Annotated in this window: 19 protein-coding genes; 4 read left to right on the top strand and 15 right to left on the bottom strand. The window is 60.0% G+C overall.

What is annotated here, in order from left to right:
- Positions 1-106: 106 nt before the first annotated feature.
- From ABJN75_RS15210 to ABJN75_RS15195, 4 genes are all read right to left on the bottom strand, one after another.
- Entirely contained in the window at positions 107-1,678 is a 1,572-nt protein-coding gene (locus ABJN75_RS15210; RefSeq protein WP_348440426.1) for a cache domain-containing protein, read from the bottom strand.
- Positions 1,679-1,844: 166 nt separating this feature from the next.
- Positions 1,845-3,248 (bottom strand): bifunctional enoyl-CoA hydratase/phosphate acetyltransferase, encoded by a 1,404-nt coding sequence (locus tag ABJN75_RS15205; RefSeq protein WP_348440425.1) that lies wholly within the window; start codon positions 3,246-3,248, stop codon positions 1,845-1,847.
- A 290-nt stretch (positions 3,249-3,538) separates the two neighbouring features.
- A complete protein-coding gene (locus ABJN75_RS15200; RefSeq protein ID WP_348440424.1) occupies positions 3,539-4,132 on the bottom strand; it encodes a cytochrome b/b6 domain-containing protein in 594 nt (197 codons plus the stop codon).
- A 5-nt stretch (positions 4,133-4,137) separates the two neighbouring features.
- Positions 4,138-4,410, bottom strand: a complete 273-nt coding sequence (locus ABJN75_RS15195; RefSeq protein ID WP_348440423.1) for a PepSY domain-containing protein — start codon at positions 4,408-4,410, stop codon at positions 4,138-4,140.
- A 263-nt stretch (positions 4,411-4,673) separates the two neighbouring features.
- Here ABJN75_RS15195 and ABJN75_RS15190 point away from each other — a divergent pair, with 263 nt between their 5' ends.
- From ABJN75_RS15190 to ABJN75_RS15175, 4 genes are read left to right on the top strand one after another with little or no spacing between them, the layout of a single operon-like run.
- Positions 4,674-4,862: a PepSY domain-containing protein gene (locus ABJN75_RS15190; RefSeq protein ID WP_348440422.1), complete on the top strand. Its 189-nt coding sequence runs from the start codon at positions 4,674-4,676 to the stop codon at positions 4,860-4,862.
- A 5-nt stretch (positions 4,863-4,867) separates the two neighbouring features.
- The gene (locus tag ABJN75_RS15185) at positions 4,868-5,539 is read left to right on the top strand and encodes a response regulator transcription factor (RefSeq protein ID WP_348440421.1); all 672 of its coding nucleotides are present in this window, start codon (positions 4,868-4,870) and stop codon (positions 5,537-5,539) included.
- Entirely contained in the window at positions 5,536-6,945 is a 1,410-nt protein-coding gene (locus ABJN75_RS15180; protein ID WP_348440420.1) for a HAMP domain-containing sensor histidine kinase, read from the top strand. The genes ABJN75_RS15185 and ABJN75_RS15180 overlap by 4 nt, the downstream gene beginning before the upstream one ends.
- A 19-nt stretch (positions 6,946-6,964) precedes the next feature.
- Entirely contained in the window at positions 6,965-8,584 is a 1,620-nt protein-coding gene (locus ABJN75_RS15175) for a phosphoethanolamine--lipid A transferase (RefSeq protein WP_348440419.1), read from the top strand.
- Between the two features lie 133 nt (positions 8,585-8,717).
- On the opposite strand, the gene ABJN75_RS15170 is transcribed toward ABJN75_RS15175, so the two are convergent.
- From ABJN75_RS15170 to ABJN75_RS15120, 11 genes are all read right to left on the bottom strand, one after another.
- Positions 8,718-9,314, bottom strand: a complete 597-nt coding sequence (locus ABJN75_RS15170) for a transglutaminase-like cysteine peptidase (RefSeq protein WP_348440418.1) — start codon at positions 9,312-9,314, stop codon at positions 8,718-8,720.
- Positions 9,315-9,462: 148 nt separating this feature from the next.
- Positions 9,463-9,762: a hypothetical protein gene (locus tag ABJN75_RS15165; RefSeq protein WP_348440417.1), complete on the bottom strand. Its 300-nt coding sequence runs from the start codon at positions 9,760-9,762 to the stop codon at positions 9,463-9,465.
- Positions 9,763-9,876: 114 nt separating this feature from the next.
- Positions 9,877-10,176 carry a hypothetical protein gene (locus ABJN75_RS15160; protein WP_348440416.1) on the bottom strand — a complete coding sequence of 100 codons (300 nt, stop codon included), beginning with the start codon at positions 10,174-10,176 and terminating at the stop codon, positions 9,877-9,879.
- Positions 10,177-10,728: 552 nt separating this feature from the next.
- Positions 10,729-11,865, bottom strand: coding sequence for an ABC transporter permease (locus ABJN75_RS15155; protein ID WP_348440415.1), 1,137 nt, complete (start codon positions 11,863-11,865; stop codon positions 10,729-10,731).
- Entirely contained in the window at positions 11,862-12,779 is a 918-nt protein-coding gene (locus ABJN75_RS15150) for an ABC transporter ATP-binding protein (protein WP_348440414.1), read from the bottom strand. Before ABJN75_RS15150 ends, ABJN75_RS15155 begins: the two co-directional genes overlap by 4 nt.
- The gene (locus ABJN75_RS15145; protein ID WP_348440427.1) at positions 12,776-13,729 is read right to left on the bottom strand and encodes an HlyD family efflux transporter periplasmic adaptor subunit; all 954 of its coding nucleotides are present in this window, start codon (positions 13,727-13,729) and stop codon (positions 12,776-12,778) included. The genes ABJN75_RS15150 and ABJN75_RS15145 overlap by 4 nt, the downstream gene beginning before the upstream one ends.
- Complete coding sequence (locus ABJN75_RS15140) at positions 13,729-14,406, bottom strand: CerR family C-terminal domain-containing protein (RefSeq protein ID WP_348440413.1); 678 nt, start codon at positions 14,404-14,406, stop codon at positions 13,729-13,731. The genes ABJN75_RS15145 and ABJN75_RS15140 overlap by 1 nt, the downstream gene beginning before the upstream one ends.
- A 294-nt stretch (positions 14,407-14,700) precedes the next feature.
- A complete protein-coding gene (locus ABJN75_RS15135; RefSeq protein WP_348440412.1) occupies positions 14,701-15,468 on the bottom strand; it encodes an SDR family NAD(P)-dependent oxidoreductase in 768 nt (255 codons plus the stop codon).
- Entirely contained in the window at positions 15,465-16,403 is a 939-nt protein-coding gene (locus ABJN75_RS15130; protein WP_348440411.1) for an SDR family oxidoreductase, read from the bottom strand. The genes ABJN75_RS15135 and ABJN75_RS15130 overlap by 4 nt, the downstream gene beginning before the upstream one ends.
- On the bottom strand, positions 16,400-17,302 hold the full coding sequence (locus ABJN75_RS15125) for a bile acid:sodium symporter family protein (RefSeq protein ID WP_348440410.1): 903 nt from the start codon (positions 17,300-17,302) through the stop codon (positions 16,400-16,402). Before ABJN75_RS15125 ends, ABJN75_RS15130 begins: the two co-directional genes overlap by 4 nt.
- The coding region (locus ABJN75_RS15120; protein WP_348440409.1) for an NAD(P)-binding domain-containing protein at positions 17,299-18,265 on the bottom strand (967 nt) is incomplete at its 5' end. The genes ABJN75_RS15125 and ABJN75_RS15120, both read right to left, overlap by 4 nt.

Raw genomic sequence — 18,265 nt, 5'->3', positions numbered from 1 at the left:
GACGTCTCTCACGCCCGGTCTTCCCAGTCGTGAGTATCTCCAGTGTAGTCTCCATCGAGAAACTCCCTTCGCTCATCCATGGAAAGCCGATCACAGATCAGCGCTGTCAGGGCAACGTGCGGGCAGAACATCGCTTACAGTTTTCCGGGACCAAACCCAGATGAACCTCAGCGGAAAATGCCGTGCCATTTTCAAAAGTGTATGTATGGGATCCATCAAGCTGCATTACCATGCCGCGGATGATTTTGGTTCCCATTCCGCTGTGACTACTTGCGGTATCAAACCCGGGCCCGTTGTCAGCAATGACGAGCTTTGCCACGTCCTGTGTCAGGTGCTTGAGGCTGACAGAAATGGTAGCCTCAGGTCTATCCAAATCGGCATATTTGAGAGCGTTGGTGACGACTTCGTTGATCAGTAGCGCCAATGGGGTTGCTCGCTCGTGACTGATCGACAACGGGTCGATATCGAGGGTAAGTTTGGCACAGGAACCATAGGCAAGAAGAAGTTTTTCTGTGATTGAAGCAATGAAATCCGGTGCATCAAGGGCAGCATAGGAATCACGGTTGTACATATGCTCGTGCACCGTGGACATGGCCGAAAATCGTAATTGAATATCGGTTTTTACGTCATCGGGAAGTTTTTGCATTCTGACGAGCGATTGCATCGACTGCATGTTGTTCTTCACCCGGTGATGGATCTCGCGAAACAGCATCGTATTCGTAGCCAAGGCCGCTTCGAGTTGTTCGTGACGGCGAACATCGTTTTGCAGAAGGCGGATGATCCAAATCGCGCACGCTACCAAGGCTAGGATAGTCGGAACAACAACCACCAGGAAGGTCCAAACGCGGCGCCAGAACCGTCCCAACGTTTCGGCAGTCCCGACTGAGGCCAAAGCAACTAGGTCAGTGCCGGGCACGGTTTGGTAGCTCACCACCCTTTGGACCCCGTCAAGCGGAGACACGCCGGTGTAAACACCAAAATCCGCATGAGGCAGCAGCTCTGTAAATAGCGTGTACTGACTGAGGTCCAGTGGCCCTTCTGCCGGTGGGTAGCGGGCCACCAATTGTCCGTCAGACCGCAAGATACTTATGGTCGACCCTGATCCCAGATCCAGTGATTCAAGCAGGTCTTTCAGCAGGGCCGCATCGAAGGAGATAATCGCCACGCCAGTAAATACACCACCTCGCTCAAGACGTCGGCTAAACGTAAAGATCCGACTGCCATCAAGGCGGCTGATGAGAATGGACGATGTAAAGAACTGCTCTCCCGCTGCGGGGGCGGAGAAATACTCCCGGTCGCGAATGTCGATGTCCATTAAGTTGGGATCGGTCGAGTAGAGGGTTTGGCCATCTGCTGCGACAATGTAGGCCTTGGCGCTGATGGGCAATCCTTCGAGAGCGTCGCGTACACTGTTTAAGGTCGACCTGTCGTTGGGCCGGGCATCTCTTCCAAGTGCGGAGTCCATTCTTCGCAACGCTTGTGCAGCCACCTCAACAATCCACCCGGTGTTGATCTTCACCGCCTGCGCTGCTGCTGTTGCTGCCCCCTCAGCACGATCTGTCGCATCGTTGAACCCCCGATAGACCAGAGAGCCAACGATAAGTGAATAGATCAACAAAGTTGCGACAATGAATGCAGTCGCCGCCCGTACTGAACCAGCAATCGCTTTAGTGACCATTCGAGCACCCTCTCCGAAGCTGATCCACCGCACTGCTTAGCGAGAATTCCTGCTGTTGACCACAGGGACGCGCAACGACAAAACAGAAGGTCGTGGCATCGAAGTGATTTGGAAAAGCCAGCCGCCAGACGATAGGAGCCGATCCAGCAGCAAACCCTTCGCTCCCCTAGCCCAACCCCAATGGCCGCTCGCGACGCCAGTGATAAAACACCTTGGCCAGCGCCGCCGAGACGATGCGGGCGTCAACGGTATCAGACCGGCTGGTCAGCATGATCGGCACCCGCGCGCCCAGCGCGATGCCCGCCGAGGATGCGCCCGCCAGGTGGATCAGTTGCTTGGCGATCATGTTGCCGCTTTCGAGATTGGGCGTCACCAGAATATCGGCGTAGCCCGCGACATCGGAGACAATGCCCTTTGCCGCCACCGCGGCAGGCGAGATGGCGTTGTCAAACGCCAACGGGCCGTCGACCTTGCCGCCAACAATCTGGCCACGGTCGTGCATCTTGCAGATGGCGGCAGCGAGCAGGGTCGAGGGCAATTTGCCGGTCACCGTTTCCACCGCGGAAAGAAGCGCCACCAGCGGCATCTCAACACCCAGGGCAATGGCCAGATCAATGGCGTTCTGGACAATATCCTTGAGCGCTTCAAGGTCGGGCGAAATGTTGATCGCCGCATCGGTGACAAACAGGGTGCGGTCTTGCCCCGGCACATCAAGCGCGAAGACATGGGTAAGCCGCCGTTCGGTTCTCAGCCCCTTGGACCGGTCGAGCACGGCTTCCAGCAACTCATCGGTGTGCAGCTTGCCCTTCATCAGTGCGCCCGCGCGCCCGTCATGCACCAGCGCCACGGCTATCTCCGCCGCCGCATGGCTGTGCGGAGCATCGACGATTTCCAGGCCGTGCAGATCGAGCCCGGCTTTCTCCGCCGCAGCCTCGATCTTGCCGCGCGGACCGACCAGAACCGGCACGATCATCCCCTCGTCACGCGCCGCGATCGCCCCGCCCAGACTGAGATCATCGCAAGGGTGGACGATCGCCGTGACCAGCGGTTCGAGCGAACGGGCCCGCTCCACCAGTGTGCCGAACCGGACCCCGACAGACTTCAGACTGGAGGTTGGCATGCGGGCGACATGCTGCCTGATCTTCTTGCGCGACGCCCTGACGTCGGCGGATCCGGATACAACCGTCTCGCCATCAGCGTTGATGCAGGCACAATTCAGCTTGACGACACCCGTCGCCTTGTCGATTTCCCTCACCTCCACACGCACCGTGATACGGTCGCCAATGCTCACAGGTTGATGAAATTTCAGCGTCTGGCCCAGATGCACGGTTCCCGGCCCCGGCAATCGCGTTGCCAGAACCGCTGATATCAGCGTACCCGCCCACATGCCGTGAACGATCCCCTGCTGCAATTCCGATCCGTTCTCCTCGTCGGTCTCCACCGCCGTTGGATTGACATCGGCTGAAACCGTGGCGAACAGGATCAGGTCCTGGCGGGTCAGCACCCGCTCGATATTGGCGTGGTCGCCAATGTCGATTTCATCAACGGTGCGATTTTCGATCAGATCCATCAACTACCCCAATATGTCATGCTCGGTGGCTACCGCGCCCGAAATTCGCGAAAACTCCTGCCTGCGCATTCCGCACTGCAGCGAACTTGCCCCAGCGCTGCGTCAGAAACAAGACGGGATCGCGCCATAGCTTCGTCCCATCATGAGCGGAGCCACGCTCGGGCACATTCCGGTTTGGCCTTCGACCTTCGGGGCTCGTCTGGATACTGAATGGACACCACATATCAAACGACCTGCCAGCGCGGCAGCAACTGGCAGGTCAACCCGAACGTCCCGGGGTGAGAGGACGATCAGGCTATATCATCGGGACCGGCGGCACGCTTTCTGCCGGTGATCATGGCGCGGGCAAGGTTCTCGCCATGCTCGAAGCTGGCAACCACCACTCCGCCGATATGCAACCCGATCAGGCCGAGCGCCGCAAAGGCCGACGCTTCATGAAGGTCGCCGACCCATCCGACACCCCAATAGGCATCGGTTGTCATCAGGAAACCCGTGCCCGATATCACCGCAATCGTGACCAGCAGCGCGATCACCATCAACCCTCCGGCCGGATTGTGGCCCAGATATCGGCGCGCCTTCATCCTGACCGTGTCGCCAAGGAATCCCGCAATCGTCGACGGCCCATACAAGAAGCTGGCGAACCGGGCATGGCGTGAGCCGAATACACCCCATACCACGCGGAAACCGATCAGCCCGGCGACGATGTAGCCGGCAAGTTCATGCGGTCCTTTCCATTCATCGCCGGTGAGAAAAGCGAAGGTGAAAAGTGCGACAAGCGACCAGTGGAACAGCCTGACCAACGGGTCCCACACCCGGACCGTCTCCGGCGGTCTTGCGCCGCCGGTTTCCGTCCTGTCCATCAAGTGGGGAGCGATTTCAGACATAGCCCTCAATCCTCGCCCGAAACCTTGACCACATCACCGGTGCCCGGATTGAAATAGACCTCGACGCGCTTTCCCGCCTTGTCGAGGGCGTAGGCTTCGAAGCAGCCGTTTTCCGCCTTGATTGACCGGACATCATAGCCCATGCCCTTGGCTTTCTCGGTGATTGAAGTGTCGCTCATCCACTGGTCGCGCGGCACATCTGGGCAATTCTGCGAGGCAAAGGCTGCGGCCGGTGCGACAACGGTGAAGAGAGTGGCTGTGACAAACAAGGTTTTCATTTCCGGCTTCCTTTGAGTAAAGCTGTGTTGGCCAATGGCCGTTGACTTCGCTTTTGTCGCAAAACCCGGATGACAAACCGCTGATCGGCCTTGTCAGCGTTTTGTCATAATCAGATCGCCATTATGCATTCATGAAACGTTATGTGTGTCTCCTCCTGTTTGCCGCAGCGCTAGCGCCGCCGTATGCTCCCGCATTCGCGGATAACGATGAGGACGATCATCAACGCGACCGCCTTAACGCCGCGGTGGAAAGAGGCGAGATCATGCGACTGTCCGAGATCCTCGAAAAAATCGGGCCGTACATCAACGGCAAGATCCTGGAAATCGAACTGGAATACGCCGACGGTGTGCCGATCTACGAGTTCTATTTTCTCGACAGTTCGGGCCGCCGGCTCGAATACGAGGTCGACGCACGCACGGCCAGGATCCTCAGACTAGAAGACGAAGATTGATTGTCATGCGGATTTTGCTCGTCGAAGATGACAGTCGCATCCGCAAGGATGTCGCCACAGCGCTGGAAAGTGCGGGCTATGTGGTTCAATGCCAGTCCGACGGCGAAGAAGCCTGGTTCATGGGCGATACCGAGTCCTATGCGGCAGCCATTCTCGATCTCGGTTTGCCAGGCATGGACGGATTGACGGTTCTCAAACGCTGGCGGGCGGAAGGCCGGGATTTTCCCGTTCTGGTTCTGACCGCGCGCGGAACCTGGTCCGAGCGTGTCGAAGGCATTGACGCCGGCGCCGATGACTATCTGCCAAAGCCCTTTCGCATGGAAGAACTCGTGGCGCGCCTGCGGGCGATCATCCGCCGTTCAGGCGGACAGGCCAATCCTCTCGTCATTGTTGGAGATGCCGAACTCGACACACGGCAAATGCGGCTCAGCGTACACGGCGTCCCGGTCAACCTGTCGCCTCAGGAGTATCGGCTGGTCGCCTATCTGATGCTGCACAAGGGCCGCGTGGTTTCGCAGCAGGAGCTCTCCGAGCACCTCCAATCGGTCCATTTCGAACGCGAATCCAATGCCATCGAGGTGCTTGTCGGGCGCGTCAGGAGAAAACTCCCCATCGCCCTCATCGAAACCCGCCGCGGATTTGGCTACATCGTCGATGACCAGGCGCAATCATCATGAAAACCGCCCGCTCCCTGCGCTTCAGGCTCTTTGCCTATGCCGCCGTGGTAATCGCGGTCGCACTTCTGGTGACCGGGTTCAGCCTGTCGGCACTTTTTACCCGTCACCTCGAGCGCCGCGTCGGACAGGAACTCGACACCCATCTTGCCCAGCTTACGGGCGGCTTGCGCCTTGATGCCAACTCGGTGTTGTCGTTGGCTCGCGAACCGGTCGACCCCCGGTTTCAGGCTGTATTTGGCGGGCTTTACTGGCAGGTTGTCGACGAGACCACCGGAACACAGCTCACGTCGCGGTCATTGTGGGATACAAGTCTCACCGTTCCGGACGATCCGCTGAAGCCGGGTGAAACCCATGTGCACGACATCGCCGGTCCGCAAGGCTCGCAGATGCTGGTGCATGAAATCATGGCGCTGCTCGCCGCACCCGACGGCGAGCACCGGCTGCGCATTTCCGTTGCTATCGACCGGTCCGAAATCAGTGCGCTTGCGACCGGATTTTCCAGAGATCTGGCGCCGGTACTGGCAATTCTCGGTGGCGTGCTGCTGCTCGGCTTTGTCTTGCAGGTTGGCGAGGGCCTGAAACCGGTCCATGGCGTTCTGGCCGGGATCAGCGCCATCCGAAACGGAGACCGCCGCCGGCTTGAAGCGGAAGGTGTACCGCGGGAAGTGGCGCCGCTTGTCGAAGAGATCAATGCCCTGCTTGATGCCCAGGATCAGGCCATCAGCCGGGCAAGGGATCGCGCCGCCAATCTTGCCCATGGGTTAAAAACCCCCTTGTCAGCTCTCGCCAGCGACATTGACCGGCTTCGAAACAGGGGCGAAGGCGAAATAGCCGACGACATTTTCGAGTTGACCCAGCGCATGCGCCGGCACATTCAGCGCGAACTTGCCCGCGCCCGGTTACGCCATGGCCGCAGTCATGACAAGACTCCGCTCAAGCCGGTTGTCGATGGCATTCTCCGGGCGCTCAAGCGCACCCCCGCCGGCGAAGATCTCGATCTGCAGTGCAACATCGGTGCAGATGTCACCGTTCCCATCGACCCTGATGACCTTAACGAGCTGATTGGCAACCTCGCCGAAAACGCCGTCCGTTTCGCCCGCAGCCGTGTCGTGATCGACACCGAAGTGACCGCCGACGCGATCATGATCCGGATTGGCGATGACGGCCCCGGCCTTGATCCGGCCGGAATGTCCAGCGCCATGCAACCGGCCAGGCGACTGGATCAATCAGAACTCGGCGCCGGCCTCGGCTTGGCCATTTCCGGTGACATCACGGACTCCTTCGGTGGTCAGCTCGACCTTCTGGTCTCGCCGCTCGGTGGTCTCGAAGCGAAAATTTCCATCCCACTCGCCTCTTCGAACGGCCCGAGACGGCCGCTCAGCGACGAGACAAACAACAACACCTAAAACCGCAGGAATAGCAGCCATGAAACTAGCCCGGCCCACTATCGGCAGCGTCACGTTGGGGCTCACCGTCTCCGCCTGGATCATCATCGCCCTCAATATTGTCTTTTGGGAAAAGACAGCTGAAGCTTTTGGCGAGCATCGGACAGCCTTGATGGCGTTTGCCATCGGCATTGCCGCGTTGCTGACAGCGTTGACCTTGAGTGTAAGCATCAAATACGTAACCAAGCCGATCTACATCACAGCCATCTTCAGCGCGGCGGCGGCGGCCTGGTTCATGGGACAATTCGGCGTCATCATCGACACCGACATGATCCGCAATGCGGCCCAGACCACCCCCGCCGAGGCCGGCCATCTGATGACGCCGGCTTTCTTCCGCCACATGATATTCTATGCGGTCCTGCCTTCGCTGCTGATCGTCATCGTGCGGATCAGGCATCGGACATTCGGGGCCAAGGTCAAGTGGAATCTCGCGGTCATCATGCCGCTTCTGCTCCTCGCCCTGGTGATGGCGCTCTGGCAATATCCGGCGATCGCATCGACCATGCGCAACAACCGTATCGTCATCAAGACGCTCAATCCGATTTCGCCGATCATCAGCGCGGTCAAATACGTCATTCGACAGGGAAAAGACAAGAATATCGTCGCATTGCCGCTGGACCCGGATGCAAAACCCGGTCCGCTTGCCAGCCATGCCGGCAAGCCCGTGGTGACAATCATCGTCGCCGGGGAGACCGCGCGTGCGCAGAATTTTTCTCTCGGCGGCTACGAGCGCAAGACCAATCCGGAGTTGGAAAAACGCGACGTTGCCTATTTCCGCAACACCGCGTCATGCGGGACAGCGACCGAGGTCTCACTTCCCTGCATGTTCTCGCTTCTCGGACATGCCGACTATACCCACGAGGCGGCGCTGGCGCAGGAAAATGTGCTTGATGTATTGTCCCACGCCGGTGTCGATGTGACATGGTGGGAAAACAACACCGGCGACAAGGCCGTGGCGAAGCGTATCAACATGCGCAATTTCTCGAGGGAAAACGATCCGCGCTACTGCGTCGAGACTGAATGCCTCGACCAGGACATGGTTGATGCGCTCGGGCCCTGGCTCGATACGATAAAAGGCAACACAACCTTGGTGCTGCACCAGTTGGGAAGCCACGGGCCTGCATATTATGGCCGCTACTCAGAGGAACAGCGGCTGTTCAAACCGGATTGCCGCACCGCCGATTTCGCATCGTGCACGAAAGACGAAATCGTCAATGCCTATGACAACACCATCGTGGCCACGGACCATATGTTGGCGCAAGTCATCGACATGCTGGCCGCCCGGTCCGATCGTCTTGCATCATCCCTGATCTACATGTCCGATCACGGCGAGTCCCTGGGTGAAAGTGGTCTCTACCTGCACGGAATGCCTTATATGTTCGCTCCGGACGAACAGACCCACGTACCCTTCATAATGTGGGTGTCGCAGAGCTATTCGAAGATTTTCGGGGTGACGACCGAGTGCCTCTCATCGCAGGCCGATGAGGCATTTTCCCAAGACAACATGTTCCATACTGTTCTGGGCATGATGGGAATCGACGCCGCGGATTACAACCCGGCACTTGACGTCACGGCCAAGTGCCGACAACCCACGAGCTGATCCTGCCCGGTTCGTGCTGGAGCATCATCCGGGGCCCCGGGCGCCCCGGTTGATCGCTGACCGGTCAATCCGCCAGAATGCGGGTTGACGCTCCCTGACGGATGACGAACTTCCCGCCCTCGAACCGATCCATTCAAAGACGAGCGGTTTGCGGCGCGGTGAGGGTTCTCCCGGTCACCTTCAGCCAGTTGCCGCCATAGTCGGGCGATTGAACCTTGATGAATTCGAGGCTGCTTGCCGAGACCGGCACCACCGCATCGGTCAGGTTGTCGAGAATGAAGTCGCCAGCCCTGCTGCGCACGACCAGCACCGTATGATACTCGATGCCGGTATGGGTCATGGCCAGCAGAAGGTTCTGCGGCTCATATCCCAGGCGCAGCAACTGCAACCGCTTTTCCAGTGCATAGTCTTCGCAATCGCCCGCGGTGGCGCCTACCGTCCACACCTCAAGCTGGCCATACTGGCTCTCGTCGGACACCGGTTTGATCGCGCGGTTGACCGCGATATTGACCTTGCTGAGGATGGCCAGGCGGGCTGGCGGCAAGCTGCGTCGATGTTTCCGGACGCCGCAATCGGCGGCATGACGGGTGCAATATTCGACATGCCCGTAAGGCCGGCTTGTCTCCGCCCCCAGTCGCAGCCAACTGGCGGAAGACGCCGAAACCGGTGAGGTTGACAGCATCAGCGTAGCCAGGGCGGTCGGCAAAAATCCGGAATTGCTCTTGGTCATGAGTTGTCCTTTCGCCCCCTGCCATTCGTTGAAGTGAAACCCGGCCCGTCTGATTGAAGGCTCATCTCGCACAGGGTTCTCAAACCATTGCGGGGCGCCAAGGAAAGCCCCGGCGCCCCGCAATGATCATAGTGTCGGCCCAATCCGCTTAGCGGAAGCGCGGCGAGCCGTCGTTGTCGGCGCGGTCGTAGACGACCTGTTCGTTGGCGACGTCACCGATCGAGGCAGTCGCGGTGTAATCAACGCCACCCATCGGAGCGGCGAAAGTCGGCGAACCGTCATTGCCGGCACGGTCGTAGCTGACCAGATCGTTGGAAGTGCCGGTCGCCAGCGGTGCGGCGTAACCGTCAACCGAAGGAACCGTGTAGGCGTCCATGGCGGTCGACTGGGCAAAAGCGCCGGTCGATGCAGCGAGGGTCAGGCCGAGGGCGATAAGAAGCTTGTTCATGGTGTCAGTCCTTTGTTTCGCGTCTTGGGAGGATCGCGGGAGTATTGAGTGATCTGAGTGGCTCACCCGGGCGGAGCATTGATCGCCGCCCCGGTGAGAAAATTGACTGGCCGCTTAGCGGAAGCGCGGCGAGCCGTCGTTGCCGGCGCGGTCGTAGATAACCTGGTCGTTGGATGCGTCACCGATCGAGGCGGTCGCGGTGTAGTCAACGCCACCCATCGGAGCCGCGAAAGTCGGCGATCCGTCATTGCCGGCACGGTGATAGCTGACCAGATCGTTGGAAGTGCCGGTCGCCAGCGGTGCGGCATAACCGTCAACCGAAGGAACCGTGTAGGCGTCCATGGCGGTCGACTGGGCGAAAGCGCCGGTCGATGCAGCGAGGGTCAGGCCGAGGGCGATAAGAAGCTTGTTCATTGTGGTAGTCTCCGTCTTGTGTTCGTTTCTTGTTCAAATTTTGTGCGGAACCGGGTGGCGTTGGGAGGCGCCGGTCGCCGTGTTCCGATGACCCTCAGATGGGGTAGCCAAATCGAAATTACCAACCACACTTTTGTGAGAACCCGTGCTGAAACTAATCCTTGAAAATCCCGTATCGGATTCTTAGCAATCTATATTTTCATTTTATTTCATATACTTATATCACCATCAAAGGCACCGCGTGAATCACGTCAAATACGTGACTGTGCACACCATGGTGTCCTCACCGTTCACAAAACAGATAGCAAAAAGCAGATGTCGGGTTTGAAATTCCTGCCTGGCAGTAGCCGCGGATCGTTAGCCGCCTAAAAAAGACACAGCACCGACCAACAGATAGGCATGTCCGGAGCGGGGAAATGTCGCTCTGTACCGAGCGTCCAGCCGGTTGAAAAAAGCGCCAAGCTTCTTTGAGCTGCCGCCTGAACGCAGAGGCTGATCCTCGGGTGATCGATCAGGCGTTGATTGAGAAACTCGGGCAGTGACCGAACCGGCTTAATCCAGCGTGCGCCGGAAGCGCGCCAGTGCCAGCACTATGAACCCCAGCACGAAGATCGCGAGTGCTGCAAGTGGCGAGGCCACCCCTTGAAGATCGGCACCCTTGAGCATAACCGCCCGTATGATTCTGAGAAAATGCGTGAGCGGGAAGATCTCGCCCAGTGTCTGAGCCCATGCCGGCATGCCGCGATAGGGAAACATGAAGCCTGACAGGAGCAGCGACGGCAGGAAAAAGAAGAATGTCAGCTGCATCGCCTGCATCTGGGTTCGTGCCAGTGTCGAAAACGCATATCCCAGCAGCACCAGTGCCAGCACAAAGACCAGAATGCTGATCAACAACAGCGTTAGCGAACCGACAAACGGCACGCTGAACAGAAATTTCGCCGCCGCCAGCACCACGACAACCTGAACCGCGCCGACAACCAGGAACGGAAGCACCTTGCCGAGCATGATCTCCAGTGGGCTTGCGGGCATCGCCAGCAGGTTCTCCATGGTGCCGCGTTCGGTTTCCCGCGTCAGCGCCATCGAGGTCATCATCACCATTGTCAGTTGCAGGATCACGCCGAGCAGACCCGGCACGATGTTGTATTGGGTGATGCCTTCCGGATTGTAGAGCCTGTGAACCACGACTTCGAGCGCGGCGGTGGATTGCCGCGCGGCCAGCGCTTCTGCGGATTGCTCGCGCAGCAGCGCCTGTGCCGCCACGGTGCCAAGTGTCGAGATCGCGCCCGAGGCAACGGAAGGGTCGGTGGCGTCGGCCTCGATCAGGATTTGCGGGTGGTCGCCGCGCTGCACCCGGCGGGCGAAATCCGACGGGATGGTGACAACGAAGGAGACCGCGCCGGACTGGATCAGTCGTTCCGCCTCCCCGGCGCTCGCCACAACATGATCGAAGCGATAGTAGCCCGTGTTCTCCATCGCTGAAACCATGGCGCGGGTGTAATGATCCTGGCTTGTCGTCACCAGCGCAGCGGGCAGGCCCTTTGGATCATTGTTGATGGCAAATCCGAACAGCACGAGTTGCATCAGCGGCACACCCAGCATCATCGCGAAAGTGATCCGGTCACGCCGCATCTGAATGCTTTCCTTGATGATGATGGCCATCAGCCGGCGCAGCGAAAACAGCGTATTCATGCCATGTTGTCCGTGGATTTGCCCATGAACTGGATGAACACATCCTCCAGGCTGGTGCTGCCCTCGTGGAAGCTCACCCCGGTCTGTCCGGCCACCTGCGCGACCGCGGCGGTCAGAGCCGCCCTGTCGTGGCCCACCACATGCAGGCTCAGGCCGAACGGGGCCACCTGATCGACGCCAGCCATGCCCGTGAACTGCTGGGCGGCTTGGGTAACATTATCTCCTTCGACAATGAAGGTGGTCAGCGCCGCGTCGCGGATGACCTCGGGCACGGTGCCGCTGGCGAGCAGCTTGCCATAGGAAATATAGTGGATGCGATGGCAGCGCTCCGCCTCGTCCATGTAGTGGGTGGAAACCAGCACCGTCAGCCCGGACCGGGCGCGCAGATGGATTTCATCCCAGAATTCCCGCCGCGCCTTCGGGTCGACGCCGGCCGTCGGTTCATCAAGCAACAGCAGCTTCGGCTTGTGCATGATGCAAGCGGCCAGCGCCAGCCGCTGTTTCCAGCCGCCCGACAGGGTGCCCGCCATCTGTTTTCTTCTGGAGAACAGCCCGAGATCTTCAAGCGTGTCCCGCACCACGGCGGCAACCGGATCGAGTCCGTAAAGACGGGCGACGAAGGTCAGGTTCTCCTCAATCGACAGGTCCTCGTAAAACGAGAACTTCTGCGTCATGTAACCGACCTCGCGTTTGATCGCGAGCCCATCGGTGCGAATGTCATGCCCCAGCACCCGCCCCTCGCCCTCATCGGGGGTCAGCAGTCCGCACATGACGCGAATTGTGGTTGTCTTGCCGGACCCGTTGGGGCCGAGAAAACCCGAGATCTCACCTTCGGCCACCTGCATCGAAACATGATCGACAACGGTCTTGTCCCCAAACCGCTTGACCAGTCCGCTGACCTCGATGACGTTCATTGATCCGCAGCCTCTAGGCCGACATCGACGATCTGTCCCGGCGCCAGCACCCAGGCGCCGTCCTCCGGTCGCGCCTCGATCAGATAGACCAGCTTCTGACGGTTCTCCAGCGAGTAGATCACCGGCGGCGTGAATTCTGGATCGGACGAGACATAGCTGACGGTCGCGCGCATCGCTTCGCCGCATCCATCGCAATGCACCGAAAGATGTGCGCCGACGCTGATGCTGGAAAGCGCGAATTCCGGCACGTAGACCCTGAGCTTCAACGCGCCGTCAGGCAGTACCGACAACACCGGTGCCTGCGGTCCGGCCACCTCGCCGGTATTGCGGATGATATCGGATATCACGCCTGATTGCGGGATCGACAGGATCCGTTTGGCAAGCCGCCATTCGGCCGATTCAAGCATGGCGACAGCCTGCTCGACGGCGGCCTGCGCCGCCTTGATCTCATTGGCGCGGGCAGGCAGCCTGGCCACGGCCAGATTGGCTTCCAGCTCCGCGACCTTGGCCTTGGCCAGTTCCAGGCTGGTGGAGGCGGAATCGAATGTCGCCTGGGTGGAAATCCCCTGCGAAAGAAGGTTTTTCTGCCTGAGCATCACCCGCTCGGACTCGGCGGCCTGGGCCTTGGCGGAATCAAGCGCAGCCACGATGCTGGCTATTTCTTCAGGCCGCCGCCCCTCCTGCAGGTTGGCCAGTTGGCTTTCTGCTTGCGCCAGTCCGGCCTGAGCCTGCGCCACCGCGATTTCGGCGTCCCGGCGCTCGAGCCTGCCGAGCGGCTGACCGGCAGTAATATGATCGCCCCGCCGGACCGCGAGAGAAACGATCTGCGCGGTCTCGATCGGCGCCACCAGCACGTATTCACCCTCCACATAGCCCACAGCAAGCGGTCCGGGACCGGTGCAGGCTGAAAACAATGCACTGATGATCGGAAGCGAACAGATGAAGGACATCATGGAACCGGTTTCTGGTTGGTGGCGACAAAGGCGCGAATATTGCTCAGGATGACGCTCTTGATACTCTCGATTTCCGCCGGTCCGGCGACCTGCCATTGCATGCGGCGGTTGACGACGGCGTGACCGATGCGGAAATAGACAACCTGACCCGCAATGCTGAAGGTGCCAAGGCGGATCAGGTCGCTTTCCGGATCCTGGCCGGTGGCCAGACCCAGAAGAACACAAAGGTTGCGATGCACCGGCAGAATGAAATCGGCATAGACCTTGTCGAAGACGACACCCGCCCCCCCGAGTTCCCGCACCAGGAAGCCCGCGATGTCATGGGCCTCGGCCTGTCCGAGCATGAAATCGGTCACCCCCATGATGACCCGTTCGAACATCGCCTGTGCAGCCCGGGGATCATCACCCGGATCCACCGCATTCAGGATCGGGGTGGCGACGCCCTGAATGCGCCTCGCCACCATCTCCGCACAGGCCAGCCGTAAGCCGCCCTTGCCGCCGAAATGATAGGCGATGGACGCGATGTTTGCGTTTGCGGCCGCAGCGATCTCCCGCGTCGAGGTTGCATCGAACCCCTTGCCACCAAACAACCGCATACCCGCCATGATCAGCGAGGTTCGCGTCTGGTCGCCGGGCCTGTCGGCGCTGGATGACACTGGTGAGTCTGAGGACAAGGCGTTTTCCCGTCTGCCGGTTTAAAGCCGATCATAGCAGATCGAGCGATTTAATCAATCGATTGATTAAGTCGCTCGATCACATCCATCCACATCTGCGTGAAACGCGCCGGACAGCCTCGTATGGACTCGGTCGCTAACTCTCAAATTTCGCAAACCATCCAGCAGCGCCGCGCACTTTGCGGGTCTTGCCTGATGCATGACACGCAAAAGCGTCTCGCGGTTTTGCGACAACGACATGCAGAAACAAAGAGCAAACGCGTCTCACCAGATTCCGCTTGAATGCGACGCACGTTAGCGGCGGATGTTGCGCATCATCAGCCAGGTGTAGAGCCGTGGCGACAGTCGGGTGATCAGCCAGCCAAGCATGGCGACCCGGCCCACGGGAATGAAGCTCCTGCCACGCCGCCATCCCTTGAGAATGATGTCGGCCGCCTGTTCCGGGCTCATTTCATCAAATCCGTCGGTCGCCGCTCCCGGCCTGCCGATGCCATCCGCCCCGGCGTCAAGTCGCCCCGGATTGGTGGCCACGAACGAGGGCGCCGCGATCGCAACCGTGACGCCGTGCTCAGCCTCTTCAGAGGCAAGAGACGAGAAAAACCCGTTAAGCGCGTGCTTGCTCGCCGCATAGGCGGTACGTTTGTACAGCGGCGCGAATCCGGCCACTGAGGAAATCGCCAGATGTGTGCCCCTGCCCGCGCGAACCGCGGTCAGAAGCCCGGCGGCCACGCGCACCGATCCGAAATAGTTGATCTCCATCACCCGCTGCTGCGAGGCGAGCGTGGTCTCGTCGAACAACCCGATCTGGGTAACACCCGCATTGTGGATGACCAGATCAAGCGCGGGATGCCGCGCCGCGATCTCCGTGCACACCCGGGCAACGGCGGCATCATCCGTCAGATCGCACGCGATGCAGTCAACCCCCACAGGAGCTTCCGGCAGCGAGTCGAGAGCACCGGGCAGGTCAATCAGCACAACCTGCCAGTCTTCTGCGAGGAGCCGCCGGGCAAAGGCCTGACCAAGACCACCCGCCCCACCGGTAATCACTGCGACCCGGCTCACAGGCCTGCCGCTTTCTTCCAGAGCTCGAATGTCTCGGCGCTGGTCAGTTCGGGCGTGTAGCCGAACACGGTTTTCAGCGCGGTATTGTCGAGCACCGGACGGTACTGCAGGAAACGTACCTGTTCCGGCCCGTAGCGCGACAGGCCAAGCGGCCGCGCAACCCCGAGCGCCGCCTTGAGCATTGCGGCCGGCAAGACCATCAGCGGCTTGCCCAGTGCTGCGGCAAGATCGGCGACCGACAGCGCGCCATCGCCACAGACATTATAGATGCCCGCGCGCCCCTCGCCCGCCGCGCGCAACAGAATGCGTGCCAGATCGCGGGTCCAGATAAACACGAACGGGCTGTCCGATCCCCTGACCGCGATCAGCCGAGAGCGGTGAAACAACTCCGTGATCTGGTTTTCAAGCCCCGCCCCCAGAACCGTGCCCACCCGCAGCACCACCTGCTCGAGCTCCGGCACCTGATCCCGCGCCTGCGCCAGCATCTCCTCGACCTGGCGCTTGTGATCGGAATAGGCAAATTCCCTGTTGCCGCGCACCGCGTCGGTCTCCCTGAGCGGCACCGGATTGTCGGCGTGATAGCCATAAGCCGCACCCGAGGATGTCACCACCAGCCGCTTGACACCATGCGCGATGGCGGCATCGAGCACATTGCGGGTGCCTGTCACATCGACATCATGGGCAAATTCGCGCGTCATGCCGCGCGATGGCGAGACGATCGAGGCCAGATGAATGATCACGTCCGGTTTGAACGCCGCCACCACGCGCACAGCATCCTTGCCGCGCACATCGAGCTTGTCATAGCCGACGCCCGGCGGCAGCGACGCCGGTTCGCGCACGTCGGTCGCCAGCGTCTCGCAGCCCGAGGCCGCGAGTTCCTCGAGCAGCACCTGCCCGACTGCGCCAGCCGCGCCGGTAACCAGAACGCGCCTCATCGCCGTGCCTCGCTGCGTGACCAGACACTTGCCAGCGCCAGCCCGGATATGGCGTGCCAGATACCCCAGAACGCGGCAGCCACCGCCATGCCGCCAAGCCCGCCGAAGAAGGCGAAAATCAGCACCAGGCCAAGTCCCGAATTCTGGATCCCGGTTTCAATGGTGACCGCCCGGCGGTCAAAGTCCGACAGGTTCATCGCTGTTGCTGTCAGGTAACCACCCGACAGCGCCAACCCGTTATGCAGCACCACCAGCGCCGCAACCGCGCTGACATAGGACAGGAAAAAGCTCCAGTTGGCAGCCAGCGCCAGCGCGATGAACCCGATGAAAATCACCATCGAAAGGGTTTGCAACGGCTTGCGGATTCGCTCGGCCAGTGCCGGTTTTCGCGTGTTGAGCACGATTCCCAGGATCAATGGAAGAATGAGCATGAAGAACACCGTGATGGCGATGGACACCGGATCAAGCGTCGTTTCCCGCAGCAGCGTCCGTGTCGGTGTGTAGAGATTACCCCAGAAGGCAACATTGAACGGAGTCAACAGGATCGCCGTCACGGTGGCGATCCCGGTCATCGACACCGACAACGCCGCATTGCCCCCGGCCCGATGGGTGATGAAATTGGAGATATTGCCGCCCGGACAGGCTGCGACCAGGATCAGCCCCAGTGCGATGGAGGGCTGCGGGTTTGTCAGGCTCAGCATCACAAAGGTCAGCGCCGGCAACACCAGGAATTGCGACACCATGCCGGTGAGCAGCGCCTTGGGCGCGCGCACCAGGTTCCTGAAATCCGACAGCCGCAAATCCAGTGCGATCGAAAACATCACGATCGACAGGATGGCATTGAGCAGGGTCAGGCTTTCGGGGCTGAAATTGAGCCGGACTGCATCGATATCGCTCATTTGCCGTTGCCTTTCAAAGCCGCGATCCAGCTGGTCACGGCGGTCCGGTAAGTGGCCTTGTCGACATAATAGGCCATGCGCGGCAGGTCGATGTACTTCATGCCGCCGGTAGCGCGTTTGAAGCCTGCGGCCTTCTCCTCTTTCAGCGCCTTCGCCGCCATGATGCCTTTGCCAAGCCCCGAGATGTAGCGTGCCACCATCTCCGCCTGCTCGTGCCGCCCCTGCCAGCCCAGGCCCGAGGCCTCCACCATGCCGAGCACGAAGACATCGTCCCGCTCCGGATGCAGGCAGTTGAGAAACAGATGCGGCGCATCGCCCTGCCAGTTCAAAAGCGCCCTGTCGACAAACGGGTAATGCAACTTGTACCCAGTCGCCGCCAGAATGAGATCATAATCCGCCTGATCGCCATTCTTGAAATGTACCGTGTTCCCATCAAAATGATCGATGTCCGGCCTGACCCTGATATCGCCATGCCCGGCATGGAACAGAATCAGCGAATTGACCACCGGATGGGATTCGTAGAGTGCATAATCGGGCTTGGGAAAGCCGTATTTCGACGGATCGCCCGTAAACCATTTCAGGATCATGCCGTCGATGCGCCGCTTGAGCCACATCGGCAGCCTGATCGCCCCGCCCATCGTGTCGGCTGGACGGCCAAACACATATTTGGGCACGAAATAATAACCACGCCGCATCGAGATATCACAGCTCTTGCCGTGATGGATCGCATCGACGGCGATGTCGCAGCCGGAATTGCCGGCTCCGATGATCAGCACCCGCTTGCCCTTGAAGATCTCGGGATCGCGGTAGGCGCTCGAATGCATCAGCTCGCCGGAGAATGTGCCTTTGAACGCAGGCATGTTCGGCTCCGACAGGGTGCCATTGGCGATCAGCAAACCGGCAAACTCGGCGCTGTGCTCTTCGCCTCTGGCATCGCGCCAGACCACCCGCCTGCCTTCGCCG

Origin of the sequence: Hoeflea sp. (genome assembly GCF_039975035.1) — a bacterium.
Lineage (GTDB): Bacteria > Pseudomonadota > Alphaproteobacteria > Rhizobiales > Rhizobiaceae > Hoeflea.
This window is presented reverse-complemented; position numbering and strand designations above follow the sequence as displayed.